Origin of the sequence: Streptomyces sp. NPDC048111, assembly GCF_043202815.1 — a bacterium.
In the GTDB taxonomy this organism is placed as follows: domain Bacteria; phylum Actinomycetota; class Actinomycetes; order Streptomycetales; family Streptomycetaceae; genus Streptomyces.
Window position 1 is genome coordinate 206698 of the sequence record NZ_JBIDBD010000009.1, and the last position, 18700, is coordinate 225397.

General features: G+C 73.7%; 15 protein-coding genes. 6 read left to right on the top strand and 9 right to left on the bottom strand.

The window, feature by feature from the left end; translation table 11 throughout:
• Window positions 1-53: 53 nt before the first annotated feature.
• The 5 genes from ACGF3I_RS18185 to ACGF3I_RS18205 all read right to left on the bottom strand — a co-directional run bounded on the left by ACGF3I_RS18185 (window position 54) and on the right by ACGF3I_RS18205 (window position 6099).
• Entirely contained in the window at window positions 54-1559 is a 1506-nt protein-coding gene (locus ACGF3I_RS18185; protein ID WP_393133118.1) for a phytoene desaturase family protein, read from the bottom strand.
• Between the two features lie 31 nt (window positions 1560-1590).
• Window positions 1591-2208: a DUF4126 domain-containing protein gene (locus ACGF3I_RS18190; protein WP_393133120.1), complete on the bottom strand. Its 618-nt coding sequence runs from the start codon at window positions 2206-2208 to the stop codon at window positions 1591-1593.
• Window positions 2209-2493: 285 nt separating this feature from the next.
• Complete coding sequence (locus tag ACGF3I_RS18195; protein ID WP_393133122.1) at window positions 2494-3102, bottom strand: TetR/AcrR family transcriptional regulator; 609 nt, start codon at window positions 3100-3102, stop codon at window positions 2494-2496.
• A gap of 11 nt (window positions 3103-3113) precedes the next feature.
• Window positions 3114-5198 (bottom strand): YhgE/Pip family protein, encoded by a 2085-nt coding sequence (locus ACGF3I_RS18200; RefSeq protein ID WP_393133124.1) that lies wholly within the window; start codon window positions 5196-5198, stop codon window positions 3114-3116.
• Complete coding sequence (locus tag ACGF3I_RS18205; RefSeq protein WP_393133126.1) at window positions 5170-6099, bottom strand: ATP-binding cassette domain-containing protein; 930 nt, start codon at window positions 6097-6099, stop codon at window positions 5170-5172. The genes ACGF3I_RS18200 and ACGF3I_RS18205 overlap by 29 nt, the downstream gene beginning before the upstream one ends.
• A gap of 212 nt (window positions 6100-6311) precedes the next feature.
• Here ACGF3I_RS18205 and ACGF3I_RS18210 point away from each other — a divergent pair, with 212 nt between their 5' ends.
• The 3 genes from ACGF3I_RS18210 to ACGF3I_RS18220 all read left to right on the top strand — a co-directional run bounded on the left by ACGF3I_RS18210 (window position 6312) and on the right by ACGF3I_RS18220 (window position 8548).
• Entirely contained in the window at window positions 6312-6863 is a 552-nt protein-coding gene (locus tag ACGF3I_RS18210; RefSeq protein WP_393133128.1) for an SAV_6107 family HEPN domain-containing protein, read from the top strand.
• Window positions 6864-7124: 261 nt separating this feature from the next.
• Window positions 7125-7883, top strand: coding sequence for a class I SAM-dependent methyltransferase (locus ACGF3I_RS18215; protein WP_393133130.1), 759 nt, complete (start codon window positions 7125-7127; stop codon window positions 7881-7883).
• 275 nt (window positions 7884-8158) lie between these two features.
• Window positions 8159-8548, top strand: a complete 390-nt coding sequence (locus ACGF3I_RS18220) for a DUF3040 domain-containing protein (protein WP_393133132.1) — start codon at window positions 8159-8161, stop codon at window positions 8546-8548.
• A 748-nt stretch (window positions 8549-9296) separates the two neighbouring features.
• On the opposite strand, the gene ACGF3I_RS18225 is transcribed toward ACGF3I_RS18220, so the two are convergent.
• The 4 genes from ACGF3I_RS18225 to ACGF3I_RS18240 all read right to left on the bottom strand — a co-directional run bounded on the left by ACGF3I_RS18225 (window position 9297) and on the right by ACGF3I_RS18240 (window position 14869).
• Window positions 9297-11732, bottom strand: coding sequence for a DUF3488 and DUF4129 domain-containing transglutaminase family protein (locus ACGF3I_RS18225; protein ID WP_393133134.1), 2436 nt, complete (start codon window positions 11730-11732; stop codon window positions 9297-9299).
• Window positions 11729-13090, bottom strand: a complete 1362-nt coding sequence (locus ACGF3I_RS18230; RefSeq protein ID WP_393133136.1) for a DUF58 domain-containing protein — start codon at window positions 13088-13090, stop codon at window positions 11729-11731. The genes ACGF3I_RS18225 and ACGF3I_RS18230 overlap by 4 nt, the downstream gene beginning before the upstream one ends.
• Window positions 13090-14100 (bottom strand): AAA family ATPase, encoded by a 1011-nt coding sequence (locus ACGF3I_RS18235; protein ID WP_393133138.1) that lies wholly within the window; start codon window positions 14098-14100, stop codon window positions 13090-13092. The genes ACGF3I_RS18230 and ACGF3I_RS18235 overlap by 1 nt, the downstream gene beginning before the upstream one ends.
• Window positions 14101-14281: 181 nt before the next feature.
• On the bottom strand, window positions 14282-14869 hold the full coding sequence (locus ACGF3I_RS18240) for a beta-class carbonic anhydrase (protein WP_393133140.1): 588 nt from the start codon (window positions 14867-14869) through the stop codon (window positions 14282-14284).
• A 433-nt stretch (window positions 14870-15302) separates the two neighbouring features.
• Here ACGF3I_RS18240 and rsmH point away from each other — a divergent pair, with 433 nt between their 5' ends.
• The 3 genes from rsmH to ACGF3I_RS18255 are packed head-to-tail and all read left to right on the top strand — an operon-like array spanning window position 15303 to window position 18692.
• Window positions 15303-16253 (top strand): 16S rRNA (cytosine(1402)-N(4))-methyltransferase RsmH, encoded by a 951-nt coding sequence (gene rsmH / locus ACGF3I_RS18245; RefSeq protein WP_393133142.1) that lies wholly within the window; start codon window positions 15303-15305, stop codon window positions 16251-16253.
• Window positions 16250-16768, top strand: a complete 519-nt coding sequence (locus ACGF3I_RS18250) for a hypothetical protein (protein WP_393133144.1) — start codon at window positions 16250-16252, stop codon at window positions 16766-16768. The genes rsmH and ACGF3I_RS18250 overlap by 4 nt, the downstream gene beginning before the upstream one ends.
• Window positions 16769-16772: 4 nt before the next feature.
• The gene (locus tag ACGF3I_RS18255; RefSeq protein ID WP_393133146.1) at window positions 16773-18692 is read left to right on the top strand and encodes a peptidoglycan D,D-transpeptidase FtsI family protein; all 1920 of its coding nucleotides are present in this window, start codon (window positions 16773-16775) and stop codon (window positions 18690-18692) included.
• The last annotated feature ends 8 nt before the right edge of the window (window positions 18693-18700 follow it).

Here is an 18700-nt window from a genome sequence, read left to right on the forward strand (position 1 = left end):
TTGGGGCCCGAGGCGGTCGGCGCCGGAACCCGGGGCCGGTCGGCGGCGCGGGTTCACTGCGAGCCCCGGAAGTCCTCCCCCTCCACGATCAGACCGGCCACCAGCGCGCCCGACATCCCGGCGTGGGCGAGCCCGCCGCCGGGGTGCGCCCAGCCGCCGGCCAGATGCAGCCCCGGCAGCGCCGTGCTGTTCGACGGGTGGAGCAGCGCGGCCCCGGCGCCGGCCAGGGAGGGCGCGGGCACCGCACCGCCGCCGGCGCCGGTGGCCCGCTCCACGTCCGCCGGGGTGCGGACCTCGTGCCACAGCAGGCGCTCGCGCAGCTCCGGCACGGCCCGTGCCGCGGCCCCGAGCAGCTCGTCGGTGAAGCGCGCCACCAGCTCCCGGTCCGTCCAGTCGGCCGGGCCCTGCGCAGCGACGGTCGCCGTCAGCGTCACCGCCTCGTGGCCGGCGTCGGGGCGCGTGGCCGGATCGTCCGGGCGCAGCACCGTGACCGTCGGCGGGACGGCGGCCGGGCCCGCGAACGGGGACCCGGCCGGGGCGCCGGGGGAGTGGACCACCGTGCGGTGCACCGCGTCCGAGGCACGGGCGCCGCGCAGCGCGAGCAGCACCGTGAACCGGCTCGGCCACCGCGCGGCCGCCGGCCGCACCCGCCCCGGCGCCCACAACTCCCGCCCCGGCAGCATCCGTTCGAGCCCGCGCGGATCGATGCCGCACACCACGTGGTCGGCCTCCACCGGCGTGCCGTCGGCGAGTTCGAGCCCGGCGGCCCTGCCGTCCTTCTCGTGGATCGCGCGCACCTCGGCGCCGAAGACGAACGCGACCTTCCGCGCCACACAGCGCTCGTACACCGCCCGCGCCAGCTCCCGGGTGCCGCCGCGCACGTACCAGCTGCCGAAGGTCTGCTCCATGTAGGCCAGCACCGCGGCCGAGGCGGGGGCCGTGCGCGGATCGAGGCCGTACTCCAGGGCGTAGCTCTCCAGGAGCGCGCCGAGCCGGCCGCCGCCCAGCTCCCAGGCGGCGACCTCGCCCAGCGTGGCCGCCTGCCGGGGCGGGCGCAGCAGCCTGCGCTGCTTGGGCGCCGGGTAGGGCTCGCGCGCCAGCACCTCCCAGTTGGGCCAGAGCGGCTCCTCCAGGAGGGGCCTGCGGGTGCGGTCCCAGGCCTCCCTGGCCCGGAGCAGGAACGCGCCCCAGCGCTCGCCCGCGCCCGCGCCGAGCGCGCCGTCCAGCGCCGAAAGCACGCCCGCGCGCGAGGCGTTGGGCAGGGCGACCTCGCTGCCGTCGGCGAAGACGTGGCGCGCCGCCGGGTCCACCGGCGCGAGCTCCACACGGCTTTCGAGCGGCTCCTTGCCGGTCTTCACGAACAGGTCGCGATAGACGGCGGGCAGCCGCAGCAGGGCGGGGCCGGTGTCGAAGACGAACCCGTCCCGCTCGAACCGCCCCAGGGCCCCGCCGTACGTCGCCGCGCGCTCGTACACCGTCACCTGGTGGCCTGCCACGGCCAGCCGGGCGGCCGCCGCCATGGCGCCCGCACCGGCGCCGATCACCGCAATTCGTGCCATGCCGGCGACTTTATCGGCCGCCGCCGACAGCTCACCCGGGTGGTCGCGGCACCCCGGCCGCCGCCAGCCGCTTCTCCTCGCGGCGCTGCGCCCTGCGCCGCCGGAACCGGCGGATCCTGCGCCACAGGACCACCAGTATCACCAGGCCCAGGAGCAGCAGCGTGCCCGCGATGACGGCCGCCGCGAGCGGGTGGAAGAGCGCGAAGCTGATGAGCCCGGCGACGCCGAGGTCCTCGGCGGTGCTGAGGGCGATGTTGCTGAACGGCTCGGGCGAGGTGTTCACCGCCATCCGCGTCCCGGCCTTGACCAGATGGCTGAGCAGCGCGGACGAGCCGCCCACCGCGCCGGCCGCGAGGTCCGGCAGCGAGCCGTTCTGTCCGGCGAGCAGCGCGCCGACGACCGCGCCCGCGATCGGCCGGATCACCGTGTGCACGGAGTCCCAGACCGAGTCGACGTACGGGATCTTGTCGGCGACCGCCTCGCAGAGGAACAGCACGCCCGCCACGATCAGGACGTCGGGCCGCTGGAGCGCGTCGGGCACCTCGTCGCTGAGGCCGGTGGCGCCGAAGATGCCGAGCAGCAGGACCACCGCGTACGCGTTGATCCCGCTCGCCCAGCCGCTGGTGAAAACGAGGGGGAGTACGGACACGGTCGTGATGGTAGCCAGATGAGGCCGGGCCTGGGGTCGCGCGCGCAGGTCTGAGTATCCGTACCTAGACGGCGAGATGAGTACCCGCACGGATGGGCTCCCACCTGCGCGGACGGGAAGGTGGAGGTCACGGAAGGGCGCAGCGCCGGTACCGCCGGCACGGGGCGGCGGAACCGGCACGGCTCCCTTCCGTGAGGGGTACGGGGGAAACGCCGGGCCGGTGCGGTTCAAGGGGGATTGAACCGCACCGGCCCGGCGTGCGTCCGTCGCGGACCGGCTGCCGGGTCAGCGCCCGCCGACCCGGCCGTGCAGGAGTCGCGAGAGCGCCGCGTGGACGTCGTCGAGGGAGCGCTCGCTCTGGAAGGCCTGCCAGTCGAGCGCGGCCACCAGCACCATCCCGACCAGGGCCGCGGCCGTGAGCGGGATGTCGATCTCCTCGCTGAGCTCGCCGCCGGCCACCGCGTCCCGCAGCACCGTCTCCACCACCGCCACCGCCTCCCGGCGCACCACCAGGAGCGTCGACTGCCAGGCGCGGTTGGTGCGCCACAGCTCGGCCACGTACAGCTGGGTGAAGGCCGGATAGCGGTGGATGAAGCCGAGACCGGCCCGGATCATCGCGTCCAGCGCCTCGATCCTGGTCCCGCCCCGCTCGTCGGTCTCGTCCGCGGCCGACTGCAACGAGGCGGTGAGCAGGCCCACGCCGTGCCGCAGCAGCTCCTCGAACAGCTCGGTCTTGCTCTTGAAGTTGTAGTAGACCGTGCCCTTGGCGACGCCGGCCCGCTCGGCGATCTCGTCCACCGTGGTGGCCGAGAAGCCCTGCTCGGCGATGAGCGTCACGGCGGCCTCGTACAGCTTCTGCCGGGTCGCCTGGCGTCTGGTGCTGCTGCTGTCCATGACGTCGATTCTCACAGGCTCAGCTCGGGGTGGAGGCGGTCGAGCGACCACACCTGCTTGTGCCGCGCGGCGAGCGCGGTCAGCGCGAGGGCGCCCGCGGTGAAGGCCGCGAGGACCGCGCAGCCCTGCCACACCACGCCCAGGTCGCCGCCGGTGATCAGCCGGCGCAGGCCGTCCACGACGTAACTCATGGGCAGGTACGGGTGGATGGCGTCGAAGAAGGCCGGGCTGGTCTGGACGGGGTAGGTGCCGCCCGCCGAGGTCAGCTGGAGCATCAGGGCGGCGAGCACCAGGATGCGTCCGGCCGCGCCGAACTTGGCGTTCATCCACTGCACGATCGCCGCGAAGCAGCAGGAGGTCAGCGCCAGGTAGCCCAGCGTCCCCGCGGTCCGCTGCATTTCGAGGCCGAGCCCGTAGTGCAGCACCGCCATCAGGGCGGCGATCTGCAGCAGCCCGATCGCGGCCACCGGCAGCCAGCCCGCGAACGCGATCCGCCAGGCCGAGGCCCCGGCGGCCAGGGCGCGCCGGTTGAGCGGCGCGATCAGCATGTACGCCACCATCGCGCCCACCCACAGGGACAGCGGGATGAAGTACGGGGCGAAGCCGGTGCCGTAGTTGGGTGCCTTGTGCATCGCCTGCGAGGCCAGCTGGACGGGGTCGGCCATCACGCCGGTGCGCTGGTCGCGCTGCTGCTTGTCGTAGTCCGGGATCTTGCCGACGCCGTCGTGCAGGCCGTTCGACAACTGCACCGAGCCGTCGGAGAGCTTGACGATCCCGCCGTCCAGGGTGCCCGCGCCCTTCTTCAGCTTGCCCACACCCGCGTCGAGGTCGGTGGACCCCTTCTTGGCGGTGCCGAGACCGGAGTGGATGTCGGCCGCGCCCTTGGCCACGTCGTGCGCGCCCTTGTTGAGCCGGTTGACGTCGGCGATCTTCTGGTTCAGGTCGCCGGCGAGGTGGGGCGCCTTCGCGGCCAGGTCCCGCGCCTGGGTCTGGAGGTCGGCGAGGCTCTTGTCGAGCTTCCTGAAGTCACCGCCCTGGTCCTTGACGAGGTTGTTGACGTCGGCGGTCAGGGTCGCACCGGTGGCCATCGCCTTCTTGGCCTCCTTCAGCTTGGGGCAGACCTGCCCCGTGGTGGCGGTGTCCACGCAGAGCTGCTGGTAGAGCGCGTCGAGGTCCTGGGAGGCCTTGTGGGTGCCGGACGCGGCGGCCGGCGCGAGCTCGATGATCGTCTTGAGGTGGTCGCGCACCGGCTGGATCGAGTCGGCCAGGAGCTTCGCGGCGTCCCCGACCGTCCTGCCGTTGTCCTTGAGGTACGGCCGGGCCTTGCCGGCCACTCCGTTGGCCTCGTCCGCGAGCCGCTGGGTGCCGTCCGCGACCTGCCGGGCGCCGCTCGCCAGGGCGCCCGCGCCGGTGTCCAGCTTGGTGATGCCGCCGGCCAGCTTGCCGCTGCCGGCCTTGGCGTCGCCGAGCCCGTCGGCCAGCGCCTTGGAGCCGTCCTTGGCCTTGCCGAGCCCGTCCTTGAGGTCGCCGGCGCCCTTGGCCGCCTTCTCCGTCTGGTCGTGGAGGTCGCCGAACGAGATGAAGATCTTGTCGAGGAAGGAGCGGGAGGCCTTGGTGGAGGCGGCGGCCCGCACCTCGGCGAAGACCGTGCGCGAGATCGAGCCGACGATGTAGTTGTTCGCGTCGTTGGTGCGCACCTGGAGGGCGCTCGTCTCGGGGGTGTCGCCCGAGCTGGACGCGATGCGCTCGCTGAAGTCGGAGGGCATCGTCAGCGACAGGTAGTAGGTGCCCTTTTCGAGACCCTCGCGGGCCTCGGTGTCACTGACCTCGTGCCAGGCGAAGGTCTTGCTGTCCCGCAGCTTGCGGGTGAGTTCGTCGCCCACCCGGAGCTGCTGGCCGGCGGCCTCGGCGCCCCGGTCGTCGTTGACCAGGGCCACCGGTATCCGGTCGAGACGGCTGTAGGGGTCCCAGAACGAGCACAGGTAGAGCGCGCCGTAGAGCAGCGGCAGCAGGAGCAGCGCGACCAGCGCGGCCCGCGGCAGCTTCCCCCTGCCGAACCGCCTCAGCTCAAGCGCTGCCAGTCGCGGCGATCGCATCGTCCGCCCCCTCTCCGCTCGCGGCTCCGTCCCCGGCGCCGTCCTGTGTCGTCGCGTCCTCGGCCGCGGTGTCCTTCGCGGCCGTGCCCTTCGCGGCGGTGCTCCCCACGGCCGTGCCCCGCGCGGCCACGGTGTCCTCCGCGTCCTCCGCGCCTTCCGGCACCGCGGTTTCCGCTGCCCCGGTCTCCGTCGTGACCACGGTGTCGGCCTCGTCGGGCACCTCGCTGCACACCGCGAGGACCGTGATCCCGCTGTCCGCGAGCGAGCGCAGCAGGCCCCAGGCCGCCGCGCGCTCGGCGTCCGACAGCTTCATGTCGGTGTCGTCGACCGCGAGCAGCCGGGGGCGGTGGATCAGCGCGAGGGCCACGGTCAGGCGCAGCGCCTCCAGGCGTTCGAGATCGCGTACGGAGGTGTGATCGCGCTTGGGCAGCGCGGCGGTGTCGAGCCCGGCCGCCGCCAGTGCCTCCTCGATCAGCGCGCGGGACTCGGCCCGGCGCCTGGCGGGGGAGCGCAGCAGCGAGCGCAGCGAGCCGTCGTAGCGCCGCTGGAGCATCACGCGCTCGCGCAGATGCTCGGCGACGGTGAAGGCGGGGTCGAGCTCGCTGACCCCGGGCACCTGGCCGAGCGCGCTGAAGCGCCGGACGGCGGCCATCTTCCGGGGCAGCTGTTCGCCGCCCACCCGGGCCCAGCCCTCGGCGGGCTTCATCCGCCCGGTGAGGGCGAGCAACAGGCAGGTGCGGCCGGAGCCGGAGGGGCCGGTGACGGCGACGAGCGAGCCGGGGGCGGCGTCGATGCCGATCCCCCGGAAGGCCCAGCCGCGTGGGCCCTTGAGGCCGAAGTTCTGGGCACGGATCGCCGCGCCGGCCGCATCCGCGCGCGGCTCCGTGTGCGGGCTGTCCACATTCCCCCCTGCTCTGCGCGTCCCCCGGGGACGCGCCTCCGGCCCAAGCGGACGACGATATTTGAACTGACTGGTCAGTACAAAACATAACCCGAACCCTCGTGCGGAGCAAAGAAGCAGGTCAGGGCCCGATTCGAATCGATTGTCAGTGGTGACCCTCACGATGGACACATACGGCCACAGTGCCGTCACACGACGACAGGAGGTTCGTCATGGCCCGCTCCCACGCAGCAGCTGTACCCCGGCGCCGCGCAAGCAGCCCTGCCCCCTCACTGAACGGTCCGGCGGGCGGCCCCGCGAACGACGTCCACCCCGTGCTGCGCCGCGAGGGCGCACCACCGGCCGCCCTCGATCTCCTGGCCCAGGCCCGCGGCGGTCTGGACGAGGCCGCCGTCCTCGACGCCCCCAACGAGCGGTACGCCACGGCCCATCTGGCCGCCCTGCGCACCGCGGCCGCCGTGCTCGCCGCCCGCGGCCGGCCCGAGACCAGCCCGCGCCGCCGGCAGCGCATCCGCAGCGCCTGGGAGGTGCTGCCCGAGATAGCGCCCGAACTGGCCGAGTGGAGCGCCCTGTTCGCCTCGGGGGCGGACCGGCGGGCCCGCGCCGAGGCAGGCATCCGGGGCGCCGCCACCGCCCGGGACGCGGACGACCTGCTGCGCGACGCGGCGATGTTCCTGCGCCTGGTCGAGCGCCTGCTCGTCCTGCAGCCGGTCCTTCCCCAGCCCCGACCGCGCGAGGCGGAGGCGGAGCGGGGGGCGGGTTGAGGGGGACGGGTCGTGCCGCTCGGGCCGCCCGGGCGAGAGCCGATCCGTGGCTGGGCCCGGGCGCGATCCGGGGCTGATCGGGAGCCGATCCACTCCTGATCCACTCCTGATCCACTACTGGTCCATGGCTGATCCGGAGCGGTGTGGGAAGGCAATGATCCGTGGCTGATCCGGAGCGGTGTGGGAAGGCAATAGGGTGGACGGGTCTTCACCCTTCCCACGCCGCGTCCGCGGCGGCACCGCGCCGAGGAGTCAACTGCCGTGTCGGACCCCATGCGCCCCCGCGCCTCCCTCCGTACCGCCGTGGTCTGGGAGGTCCTCAAGGAAGCGCTAGACCGCCGGGTCAAGGCGACCGGGCGCGAAGCCCTCGACGTCCTCGACACCGGTGGCGGCTCCGGCAACTTCGCGGTCCCGCTGGCCGCGCTCGGGCACCGGGTCACCGTGGTGGACCCGAGCCCCAACGCCCTGTTCGCGCTGGAGCGCAGGGCCGCGGAGGCCGGGGTGGCCGAGCGGGTGCAGGGCGTCCAGGGCGATGTGCTCGGCCTCTTCGACGTGGTCGAGCGCGGCGGGTACGACGCGGTGCTGTGCCACGGGGTCCTGGAGTACGTCGAGGACCCGGCGGAGGGCGTGCGCAACGCGGTGGACGCGCTGCGGCCCGAGGGTGCGCTCAGCCTGCTCGCCGCGGGCCTCGGGGGAGCGGTGCTCTCCCGCGCGCTCGCCGGGCACTTCACCGAGGCCCAGCACGCGCTGTCGGACCCGGCGGGCCGCTGGGGCGCCGGCGACCCGGTGCCGCACCGGTTCACCGCCGACCGGCTCGTCGAGCTCGTCGGCGCGGCCGGCGCGAGGGCCGGGGCGGTGCACGGGGTGCGCGTCTTCGCCGACCTGGTGCCCGGCGTCCTGGTGGACACCGAGCCCGGGGCCCTCGACGCGCTGCTCAAGCTGGAGGCCGCCGCGGCGGAGCTTCCCGCCTTCCACTCCGTCGCCACCCAGCTGCACGTACTGGGCGAGAAGCTCGGCTGACCCGCTCCGGTGGCCCCCGGCGGGCTGATCAGCGACGCTGTGCCGCATGGAGTACGCCACAGGCCCCCCGATCGGCGGCTCCGCCCCGTATGATCGGGGGACACGGTCCGGCATGACGGATCGGCTCACGGGGAATTGAATCTCCACAGCCGAGCCGCCCTGGCGGCCCGGCTGGTGATTGGGCGTAGAGGGCGGGTTTCACGGGGGCGATTCCCTGCCTATCCTGAAGGGGCCGCATCCGGTCGCCCCCCGCGACCGACGAGTAGGAGGACTCCGTGCCGCTCTCGGAGCACGAGCAGCGCATGCTCGAGCAGATGGAGCGAGCGCTGTACGCCGAAGATCCCAAGTTCGCGACAGCGCTTGAGGGAAGCGGGCTGCGTACGTACACCCGGCGACGGGTCTACCAGGCGGTCGCCGGCTTCCTGGTGGGTATCGCGCTCCTCATGGCAGGAATGGTCGCGCAGCAGATCTGGATCAGTGTGGTGGGGTTCCTCGTCATGCTCGGATGTGCGGTGCTCGCGGTGACCGGCTGGCGCAAGGCGCCGCGGCCCGGTGAACAGGCGCGTTCCGGTGGTTCTGCCGCGCAGCGGCAGGCTCGGCAGCGGCGCTCGGTGATGGATCGGATTGAGCAGCGGTGGCAGCGGCGGCGCGACGAGGGTCGCTAGCGTCGGCCCCGCTCTGAGCCGGCTCCAGGGGCGGTCACCTTTCCAAGGGTGGCCGCCCCTTGGCGATCCCGGGGCCCGTGCCGTGGCCCCGGGTCCCCTCGGCCGGCACCGCCGCCCCTGCTTTCCGGGCGTCCCGGAGCTGCCCTCACGCAGTTCCCCGCGCCCCTGAACTCTGGTGTGTGCGGGCCGTGGGTGGCTGGTCGCGCAGTCCCCGCGCCCCTTCGGTGCTGGTGCGGGACGGGGTGCCTTCTGTGCCCCGCGCCCCTCAACCCCTCGGTCGTGTGCGGACCGTGGTCGCTTCTCGCGCAGTTCCCCGCGCCCCTGGCAGGACTGGTGCTGGGCCGCGCGAGTAACTCAGCTTGCCTTGCGCAGTTCCCCGCGCCCCTTGGCGGGACCGGTGCTGACCCGCACGTGCATCTCAGCTTGCCTTGCGCAGTTCCCCGCGCCCCTGACTGCACCGGTGCGGGCCAGCATGCGCATCCTCAGCCCGTCCGGCGTTTGAGGACGAGCGCCGTTCAGGCGCGATCGGGGTCCGAGGGGCGGAGCCCCTCAAGGGGGTCTGGGGCGCAGCCCCAGGGCCAGGCACCCTTCAGCCCCCTGCACGGGCGGGTGGGTGGGCAGCCTCCTGGGGGTCTGGGGCGCAGCCCCAGGGCCAGGTGCCCTCCAACCCCCGTCACGGGCGGGTGGGTGGGCAAATCCCTCGGGGTCTGGGGCGGAGCCCCAGGGCGCTCGATGCCCCCCGCCCACCTCAAGCCCCACCAGCACGAGACCCCGCCCGACGCACCCCCTCCCAGCGAGAGGAGGCCACGCGACGCACCCCCTCCCAGCGAGAGGAGGCCACGCGACGCACCCCCTCCCAGCGCCGCGCCAGCGCCCACCCCACTCGTACGGCCGAGCGCGGGGCGAATATCGCGCGCAGGGCGGCGCGGCGGCCCGCCGAGGCGCGCAGGGCCGCCGCCACCCGGGTGACGTCGTCCGCGAGTCCGGGCGTGGGCCGGGGCTCGGGTGCGTACAGGACCTGCTCCACCGCGCCCGCCACCCGGTGGACGGATTCGGCCGCCGCCCCGTCGAGGCGGCCGAGGCGCACCACCCGGGCCGCCGCCCGGCGGGGCGTCAGCGACTCGTCGGGCGGGATGCCGTGGTCCCAGGCCGTATCGGTGACCTCCTGCCAGGCGGCGAGCGTACGGGCCACCGCGTCCGCCGGGGTGCGCCCGCCCGAGCCGAGCCGTCGGGCCCGTACCCGGCCCCGCCACAGCAGCGGAAGGAAGGGAAGGGCGAGCAGCGCCGCCACGCCCAGGGCCGTACCGATCAGCGCCGGGGCCGAGGGCCCGCTGTCCGTCGGGCCCGCGATGCCCGCCGCGGCCGAGGGGCCGCAGTCACCGAGGCGCCGGGCGGCCGGCGGGCAGGAGTCGGAGGCGCTGGGCGCGGCGGAAGGCGCGTTCGAGGCCCGTGCGGACGGTTCGGCCGGGCTGCTCGGGCTGCCCACCGGAGACTGCTGCCGGGTGTAGTCCGGCACCGAGCCCCGCGTCGGCGTCGGCTCGAAGCGCGTCCAGCCCACGCCCTCGAAGTACAGCTCGGGCCAGGCGTGCGCGTCGCGCAGGCCCACCGACATCGTGCCGTCGGGCCGGGGAGTGCCGGGGGTGAAGCCCACCGCGACCCTGGCCGGAATGCCGAGCGTGCGGGCCATCGCCGCCATCGAGAAGGAGAAGTGGACGCAGAACCCCTCCTTGTCCTTGAGGAAGTTGGCGATGGCCTCGGTGCCGCTGCCCGACTGGACGTGGGTGTTGTAGCTGAAGCCGCCGCTGGTGGAGAACCAGTCCTGGAGCTTCACGGCCTGCTCGTAGCCGTTGGCCGCGCCGCTGGTGACCCGCCGTGCGGTCGCGCCGACCACCGAGGGCAGCGAGTCGGGGACGCGGGTGTACTCCTTGAGCAGGGCCGCCGACGGCGCCGGCGCGTTCGCCAGCTGGGCCGCGGTCGGGCGGACCAGGAGGCTGGAGACCGTGTACTGGGCGCCGCGCGTCGTCTGCTTGCGGTCGCCGACCAGGGTCCGCCCGACCGGCTCGTACCGCCAGTCGCCCTTGATGGCGACCTCGGTCGCGGGGAACGGCATGGGCAGCCAGCTCTGCGCGTACCAGCCGGCCGCCGAGACGCTGGTCTCCACACTGGTGACGGCGACCGCGGGGCTCAGCCCGTCGGGCGCGGGCAGGGGACTCGGCACGTCCTTGATGTGCCGCTCCGAGGACTTCCAGGACGCCCCGTCGAACTCGTCGAGCGCGACGATCCGCAGGTACATCTGCCGGGTGTCCGCCGCGTTGGTGTTGTACCGCATCACCTCGCGGTCCTCGGGCTGGTTCAGACTGTTCTGCAGCGAGACCAGCGGGTTGACCGCCGAGATGGTCCCGCCCGTGCCGTCGCCGCCCTCACCGCCGCCGGGGCCCAGCAGTCCGTTGTCCAGGGCCGGCAGCATCGCCGGGATCACCAGGGCGATCCCGAGCGCGAGCGCGCCGATGCGCCGTCCGGTACGGACCGGGGCCAGCGGCGCGTTGTTCTCGAACACGCTCTGCCGGTCGCGCCCGGCAGCCCGCGCCGAGCCGCCGAAGACCCGCCCCCACTGCGAGAGGCGGTCGCGGCCCTCGGCGAGCAGCAGCAGCAGATAGCCGGCCGCGGCGAGCACGAACCACAGCCAGCTCGCGCCGCCCGAGGTGAGGCCCGCGGCCACCGAGTACAGCGCGAGCAGCGGCAGGCCCGCCGGGGCCGCGCTGCGGAACGTGACCGCGAGCGCGTCCACGGCCAGGCCGATGACCAGCACCCCGCCGACCATCATGAGCCGGATGCCCGGGGTGGCCGGGGCCGGGATCGCGTACTGCCCCACGTCATTGGTGCCCTGCTGGAGCAGCGTGCTCAGCTGCTGGAAGGCGTCCGGACCCGGCAGTACGCCGCCGATCGCCTGATGGCGCGCGAAGACCAGGGTCAGCATCAGGAGGGCCACTACGGCCTGGGCGAGCACCGTCACCGGCCGGGCCAGCGGCACCCGCCGGGCCAGCGCGCCGACCCCGGTCAGGAGCGCGAGCAGGAAGGCGGCCTGGAGGATCCAGCTCGCCGGGTCGACCAGCGGCAGCATCGAGCACGCCGCCATCACCGTGGCAAGCCAGGCGCACAGCGCCAGCCGTCCGCGCCCGCTCATGACCATCCTCCTGTGCCCGCGGCGCCGGACGCCGCCCCCGTGTTGCTCCGTTCCCGCCCGGCCTGGCGCCACAGGTCGGGCAGCGCCGCCCCCGGCCGCACCGCGAGCGCCGTCCACCCCGCCTCGCGCAGCTGCCGCAGCCGCTCCTCGGCCGGGCCGTGCCCGTCGGAGCCGTGCGTCCACAGCCCGCTGTCGAGCACGAAGGCGATGGCGGCGCCGCTGCGCCGCCGCATCTTCGCGGCGACGGCGGCCTGCTCCTCGTCCAGGTCCCCGAAGAACCCGACGAGCAGCCCCTCGTTGCCCCCGCGCAGCACGTCGTAGGCGCGCGACAGGCCGCCGCCGTCGGAGTGGTCGACGACCGCGAGGGTGTCCATCATCAGGCCCGCCGAGTCCGAGGAGTCCTGGGTGGAGCCCGCGAACCCGCCGGCCCCCTCGCCGGGCACCGAGCTGCCCGTGTCGGTCAACAGACGTACGGAGAAGCCCCGTTCCAGCATGTGCACCAGGGCGGAGGCCGCGCCCGAGACCGCCCACTCGAAGGCCGAGTCGGGCCCGGCGCCCGCGTAGGCGATGTCCCGGGTGTCGAGCAGCACCGTGCAGCGGGCCCGCTGCGGCTGCTCCTCGCGGCGCACCATCAGCTCGCCGTAGCGGGCGGTCGAGCGCCAGTGCACCCGGCGCAGGTCGTCGCCGTGCCGGTAGCCGCGCGGGATCACGTCGTCCTCGCCGGCCAGCGCGAGCGAGCGGTGCCGCCCGTCGCCGTACCCGGCGGCCTCGCCGGACAGCCGCACCGGCGGCAGCGGCTCGGTCCTCGGGATGACGGTCAGGGTGTCGTACGCGCTGAACGCGCGGGTCAGCTCGCACATCCCGAACGGGTCGGTCAGACGCAGCTGCAACGGGCCCAGCGGATACCGGCCGCGCAGGTCGGAGCGCACCCGGTAGGACACCTCGCGCCGGCCGCCCGCCTCGACCCGGTCGAGGACGAAGCGCGGACGCGGACCGAGCACGTAGGGCACCCGGTCCTGGAGCATCAGCAGGCCGGTGGGCAGCCGCGAGACGTTGTCGATGCGCAGCTGGACCCGGGCCTCGGAGCCGGCCGGCACCCGGCCCGGCTCCAGCCGGCGGGTGCCGGAGACCCGGTAGCGGGTGCGGTACAGCACCACCGTGCACACCAGCGGCAGCACGGCGAGCAGCAGCCCGACCCGCAGCAGGTCCTCCTGGCCGAGCACGAAGGCGCATATCGCGGCGGCGACGCCGGCCGCGAGGAAGGAGCGGCCGCGGGTGGTCAGGCCGGCCAGGGCCGCCCGGAGACCGCCCCTGCCCTGCTCGTCGGCGGACTCGGCGGGGAGCCCCCCGGCCGCCATCACAGCCGCCGGGCGCCGGGCGGCTGCTGGCCGTACAGCGGGTTCCCGGCCTGCGGAACGGGCGTGTGCTGGAGGATCTCCAGGACGACCTGCTCGGCGGTGCGCCGGTTGAGCTGGGCCTGCGCGGTGGGCAGCAGCCGGTGCGCGAGGACCGCGACGGCCAGGGCCTGCACATCGTCGGGCAGCGCGTACTCGCGGCCGCTCAGGGCGGCGGACGCCTTCGCCGCGCGCAGCAGGTGGAGCGTGGCGCGCGGGGAGGCGCCGAGTCGGAGGTCCGGGTGGTTGCGCGTCGCGCCGACCAGCTGCACCGCGTAGCGCCGCACGGCGTCGGCGACGTGCACCCCGCGCACCGCGTCGATCAGCTTGACGATGTCGTGGGCGTGGGCCACCGGCTGGAGGTCGTCGAGCGGCGAGACGGAGCCGTGCACGTCGAGCATCTGGAGCTCGGCCTCGGGGGTGGGATAGCCCATGGACACGCGGGCCATGAACCGGTCGCGCTGGGCCTCGGGCAGCGGGTAGGTGCCCTCCATCTCCACCGGGTTCTGGGTGGCGACGACCATGAACGGGCTGGGCAGCTCGTACGTCTGGCCGTCGATGGTGACCTGCCGCTCCTCCATGGACTCCAGGAGCGCGGACTGGGTCTTGGGCGAGGCCCGGTTGATCTCGTCGCCGATCACGATCTGGGCGAAGATCGCGCCGGGCTTGAACTCGAAGTCCCGCCGCTGCTGGTCGTAGATCGACACCCCGGTGATGTCCGAGGGCAGCAGGTCGGGCGTGAACTGAATGCGCCGGACCGAGCAGTCGATGGACCTGGCCAGGGTCTTGGCCAGCATGGTCTTGCCCACGCCCGGCACGTCCTCGATCAGGAGGTGCCCTTCGGCGAGCAGTACGGTCAGCGAAAGCCGTACGACCTCGGGCTTGCCCTCGATCACGCGCTCCACCGCCCCGCGGACTCGCTCCGCTGTGGCGGTCAGATCGCTGAGGCTCGCTCGATCGTCATAGGTCGTCACCCGGCCCTCCTCGGCCCTTTCATCCGGGCCGGCGCACTGCCAACGGCCCGGCCCACCCCGGAATACGGACAGCGCGGCCGAACGGTTCGACCGCGGTGTCACATCCGCATTCTTGTTGCCGTTGGCGCGCCGTGTCACTTGCCTGTGGACAAGTGCGGGGGATTGTTAGTGAGTTGTCCCCCTATTTCCGTTCCTGCGACGGTCGGACGGCCGGGTCGATCTCCCGCAGGAGGCCGGTCGTGACGTCGAAGACGAAACCGCGGACGTCGTCGGTGTGCGGCAGGAACGGCGAGGTCCGCACCCGCTGCATGGACTGGCGTACGTCCTGGTCGGCGTCCCGGAACGACTCGACGGCCCAGGCCGGGCGCTGCCCCACCTCGTCCTCCAGGGCGTGCCGGAAGTCCTCGGTGAGCGACTCCATGCCGCAGCCGGTGTGGTGCACCAGCATGACGCTGGTGGTCCCGAGCGCGCGCTGGCTGATGGTGAGGGAGCGGATCACGTCGTCGGTGACCACGCCGCCCGCGTTGCGGATGGTGTGGCAGTCGCCGAGTTCGAGCCCCAGCGCCGCGTGCAGGTCGAGCCGGGCGTCCATGCAGGCCACGACAGCCACGTGCAGCACGGGGCGGGCGTCCATGCCCGGGTCGTCGAAGGCTGCGGCGTAGCGCCGGTTCGCCTCCACCAGGCGGTCGGTCACCGTGCCGCCGCCGCGGACGGTGAGGTGCGGACGGGGGGCGGGAGGCTCTGCGGGTATGTGCGCAGGAGTCGACATGTATACGACGGTAGCCGCCGCTGATCGTCCGGGCGCGTCACGGGGGCGGAAAGAGCGGGTCAACCCGCTGCTTGTGAGCCACCCCACAGGGTCGGCGAGGCCTCACCCGAACGAGTGAGAAAAGTGCCCGGCGCCGCGCTGGAGGGTTGATTGACCCCAAGGGCGAGTGGACTAAAGTGGCGCGAAGTGGGAGGCGTGACACACGTTCTCCCCCTGTGCACACCCCAAGTTTGCACACCCCAGTCCGACGACCCCGGCGGCCGGGAAGCACCACCTCCCCGACCTCCGTTCACCCGCGTGCGCGGCGCACGTACGGCTCGGCCTCCTCCGCCCTCCGGCCGGCTGACGTCCCTTCCCGGCGCCGGCCGTTCGCCCCCGGGAAGCGGGCCGGACCCGTACGCGCGGCGCGCGCCGGATCCTTGAGAGGGCGGCTTTGAGCCAGCGACACGTCCCCGTCATGCTCCAGCGATGCTTGGACATGCTGGCCCCGGCCCTGACCGAGCCGGGAGCGGTCGTCGTCGACTGCACCCTCGGCCTCGGCGGCCACAGCGAGGCCCTGCTCACCCGGTTCCCCGAGGCACGCCTGATCGCGCTGGACCGCGACAAGGAGGCCCTGCGCCTGTCCGGCGAGCGCCTCGCCCCGTTCGGGGAGCGCGCCACCCTGGTGCACGCCGTCTACGACGAGCTCCCCGACGTACTGGAACGTCTCGGCACCCCGCGCGTCCAGGGCGTCCTGTTCGACCTCGGCGTCTCCTCCATGCAGCTCGACGAGGCCGACCGGGGCTTCGCCTACGCCCAGGACGCGCCCCTGGACATGCGCATGGACCAGTCGACGGGCATGAGCGCCGCCGAGGTGCTCAACACCTACCCGGCCGGCGAACTCGTCCGCATCCTGCGGGCGTACGGCGAGGAGAAGCAGGCCAAGCGCATCGTCTCGGCGATCGTGCGCGAGCGCGAGAAGGAGCCGTTCACCAACAGCGCCCGGCTCGTGGAACTCATCCGCGACTCGCTGCCGCAGGCCGCCAAGCGCACCGGCGGCAACCCCTCCAAGCGCACCTTCCAGGCGCTGCGCATCGAGGTCAACGGCGAACTCGCCAGCGTGGAACGGGCGATCCCGGCCGCCGTCGAGGCCATCACGGTGGGCGGCCGCGTCGCGGTGCTCTCCTACCAGTCCCTGGAGGACCGGATCGTCAAGCAGGTGTTCGCGGCCGGCGCCGCCAACACCGCGCCGCCCGGGCTCCCGGTGGTGCCCGAGCGCTACCAGCCGCGGCTCAAGCTCCTCACCCGCGGTGCCGAACTCCCCACGGAGGAGGAGGTCGCCGAGAACCGGCGCGCGGCCCCCGCCCGGCTCCGGGGGGTCCAGCGGATCAGGGAGGACGTGTGAGCAAACCGGCCAGGCAGCTGCGCGGCACGGCCGCGCGGCTCGGCAGGCTGATGCCGTCGCAGGGGGCCAACAGTGCCGCCCGCACCCCGTTCGTGCTCCTCGTCGTCGCCCTCCTCGGCGGCGGGCTCATCACCCTCCTGGTGCTGAACTCGGCCCTCAACGCGGGCTCGTTCAAACTCAGCGAGTACCGCCGGCAGACCACCGAACTCACCGACGAACAGCAGGCGCTGCAACGGGACGTGGACGACCTGTCCGCCCCCGACGCCCTGTCGCGCCGGGCCGGTGACCTCGGCATGGTGCCCGGCGGCAACCCCGTCTTCCTCGGCCCCGACGGCACCGTCAAGGGCGTCCCCACCCCGGCCGGCGAGCCCTCGCCCGCCGAGGCCGCCGAGCCCGCGCCGCTGGCCCCGGCCCAGGGCCAGGCCCCCGCGCCGCACCCCAAGCAGCACCACACCCCGGCCCCCCGACCCAGCCGGCCGGCGAAGACCTCGCCGGCCCCGGCCCCCGGCAGGTGACGCAGTGAGCCCCAAGGAAGCGCCGCGCCGACGGGTGCCCCCGCCCGCGCGCTCCCGTCCCCCCGCCCGCCGCCCCGCGACCGCCAAGAAGCTCAAGCTCGGCAGCCACCGGCCGCGCCTGCGCCTGGTCAGCCTCGGACTCACCCTGGTCATGCTGGCCTTCGTGGTGCGCCTGCTCCAGGTGCAGGCCGTCGATGCCAGCGCGTACGCGGCCAAGGCCGACAAGAACCGGTACGCCAGCTACGCGCTGCCCGCCGAGCGCGGCCGGATCACCGACCGGGCCGGCGTCGCGCTCGCCACCAGCGTCGACGCGTACGACATCACCGCCGACCCCACCCTCTTCACCCCCGGCTCCACCAAGATTCCGGACGCCCCCGAGCAGGCCGCCGCCCTGCTCGCGCCCCTGACCGGCAAGGACCAGGCCGAGCTCACCAAGAAGCTCAAGACGCCCAAGACCCGCTACGTGGTGCTGGCCCGGCGCCAGACCCCGCAGGTCTGGAACCAGATCAAGGACCTGAAGAAGGTCCTGGGCGAGAAGGCGTCGGCCGACCGGGCCAAGGGGGGCCCCGGCGCCAACGTCCTGGCCGGCGTCCTCAACGAGTCCAGCACCAAGCGGGTGTACCCCAACGGGGACCTCGCCGCCGGGATACTGGGCTACGTCAACGCCGACGGCAAGGGCGGCGGGGGCCTGGAGTCCTCGCTCAACAAGGAACTGGCCGGCACCGACGGCAAGATCTCCTACGCCCAGTCGGGCGGCCGGCGGGTGCCCACGGCGGGCACCCACGAGACCCCGGCCGTGCCCGGCTCCGACGTCGAGCTGACCATCGACCGGGACATCCAGTGGATGGCGCAGAAGGCGATCTCCGACCAGGTCGCCGAGTCCCACGCCGACCGCGGGTACGTCATAGTGCAGCGGTCCGACACCGGCGAGGTCCTGGCCATGGCGAACGCGCCCGGCTTCGACCCCAACAACATCGCCCAGGCCAACGCGGCCGTCCTGGGCAACCCGGCGCTCCAGGACGCCTTCGAACCGGGCTCCACCGCCAAGGTCATGTCCATGGCCGCCGTCCTGGAGGAAGGCGTCGCCGCGCCCGACACGCACGTGGTGGTGCCCAACCGGCTCCAGCGCGGCGACCGCCTCTTCAAGGACGACGTCGACCACGCCACCTGGAACCTGACCCTCAACGGCGTGCTCGCCAAGTCCAGCAACATCGGCACGATCCTGGCCGTCGAACAGCTGGGCAAGACCGACGCGCAGGCGGACAAGGTCCTGTACTCGTACCTGCGCAAGTTCGGCATCGGCCTGCCCAGCGGACTCGGCTTCCCCGGGGAGACCCCGGGCATCCTCGCGCCCGTGAACAAGTGGTCGACCTCGCAGCAGTACACGGTGCGCTTCGGCCAGGGCCTCTCGCTCAACGCCATGCAGGCCGCATCGGTGTACTCGACCATCGCCAACGGCGGCGTACGCGTCGAGCCGACGCTGGTGCGCGGTACCAAGGGCCCCGACGGGCGCTTCACGCCGGCGCCCGCGCCCCGCCAGACGCGGGTGGTCAGCGAGAAGACCGCCAAGACACTGGCCCAGATGCTCGAATCGGTCGTCGGCGACGCCGAGGGCACCGGAACCAAGGCGGCGATCCCCGGCTACCGGGTCGCGGGCAAGACCGGCACCGCCAACCGGGTCGACCCCAAGACCGGTACCTACAAGGGCTACACCGCGTCCTTCGCCGGGTTCGCGCCCGCCGACAATCCCAGGATCACCGTCTACTGCGCCATCCAGAACCCCACCAAGGGCAGCTACTTCGGCGGCCAGATCTGCGGACCCATCTACAAGCAGGTCATGGAGTTCGCCCTCAAGACCCTCCAGATCCCGCCGAGCGGAGCCCAGCCGCCCAACCTGCCCGTCACCTTCGGCGGCAACGACTGAAATCCGGA

Bases quoted from the DNA above. Each gene is read 5' to 3' on its own strand.
- ACGF3I_RS18185 (WP_393133118.1), bottom strand. From the start codon at position 1,559: ATGGCACGAATTGCGGTGATCGGCGCCGGTGCGGGCGCCATGGCGGCG.
- ACGF3I_RS18195 (WP_393133122.1), bottom strand. From the start codon at position 3,102: ATGGACAGCAGCAGCACCAGACGCCAGGCGACCCGGCAGAAGCTGTAC.
- ACGF3I_RS18200 (WP_393133124.1), bottom strand. From the start codon at position 5,198: ATGCGATCGCCGCGACTGGCAGCGCTTGAGCTGAGGCGGTTCGGCAGG.
- ACGF3I_RS18210 (WP_393133128.1), top strand. From the start codon at position 6,312: ATGGCCCGCTCCCACGCAGCAGCTGTACCCCGGCGCCGCGCAAGCAGC.
- ACGF3I_RS18225 (WP_393133134.1), bottom strand. From the start codon at position 11,732: ATGAGCGGGCGCGGACGGCTGGCGCTGTGCGCCTGGCTTGCCACGGTG.
- ACGF3I_RS18230 (WP_393133136.1), bottom strand. From the start codon at position 13,090: ATGGCGGCCGGGGGGCTCCCCGCCGAGTCCGCCGACGAGCAGGGCAGG.
- ACGF3I_RS18240 (WP_393133140.1), bottom strand. From the start codon at position 14,869: ATGTCGACTCCTGCGCACATACCCGCAGAGCCTCCCGCCCCCCGTCCG.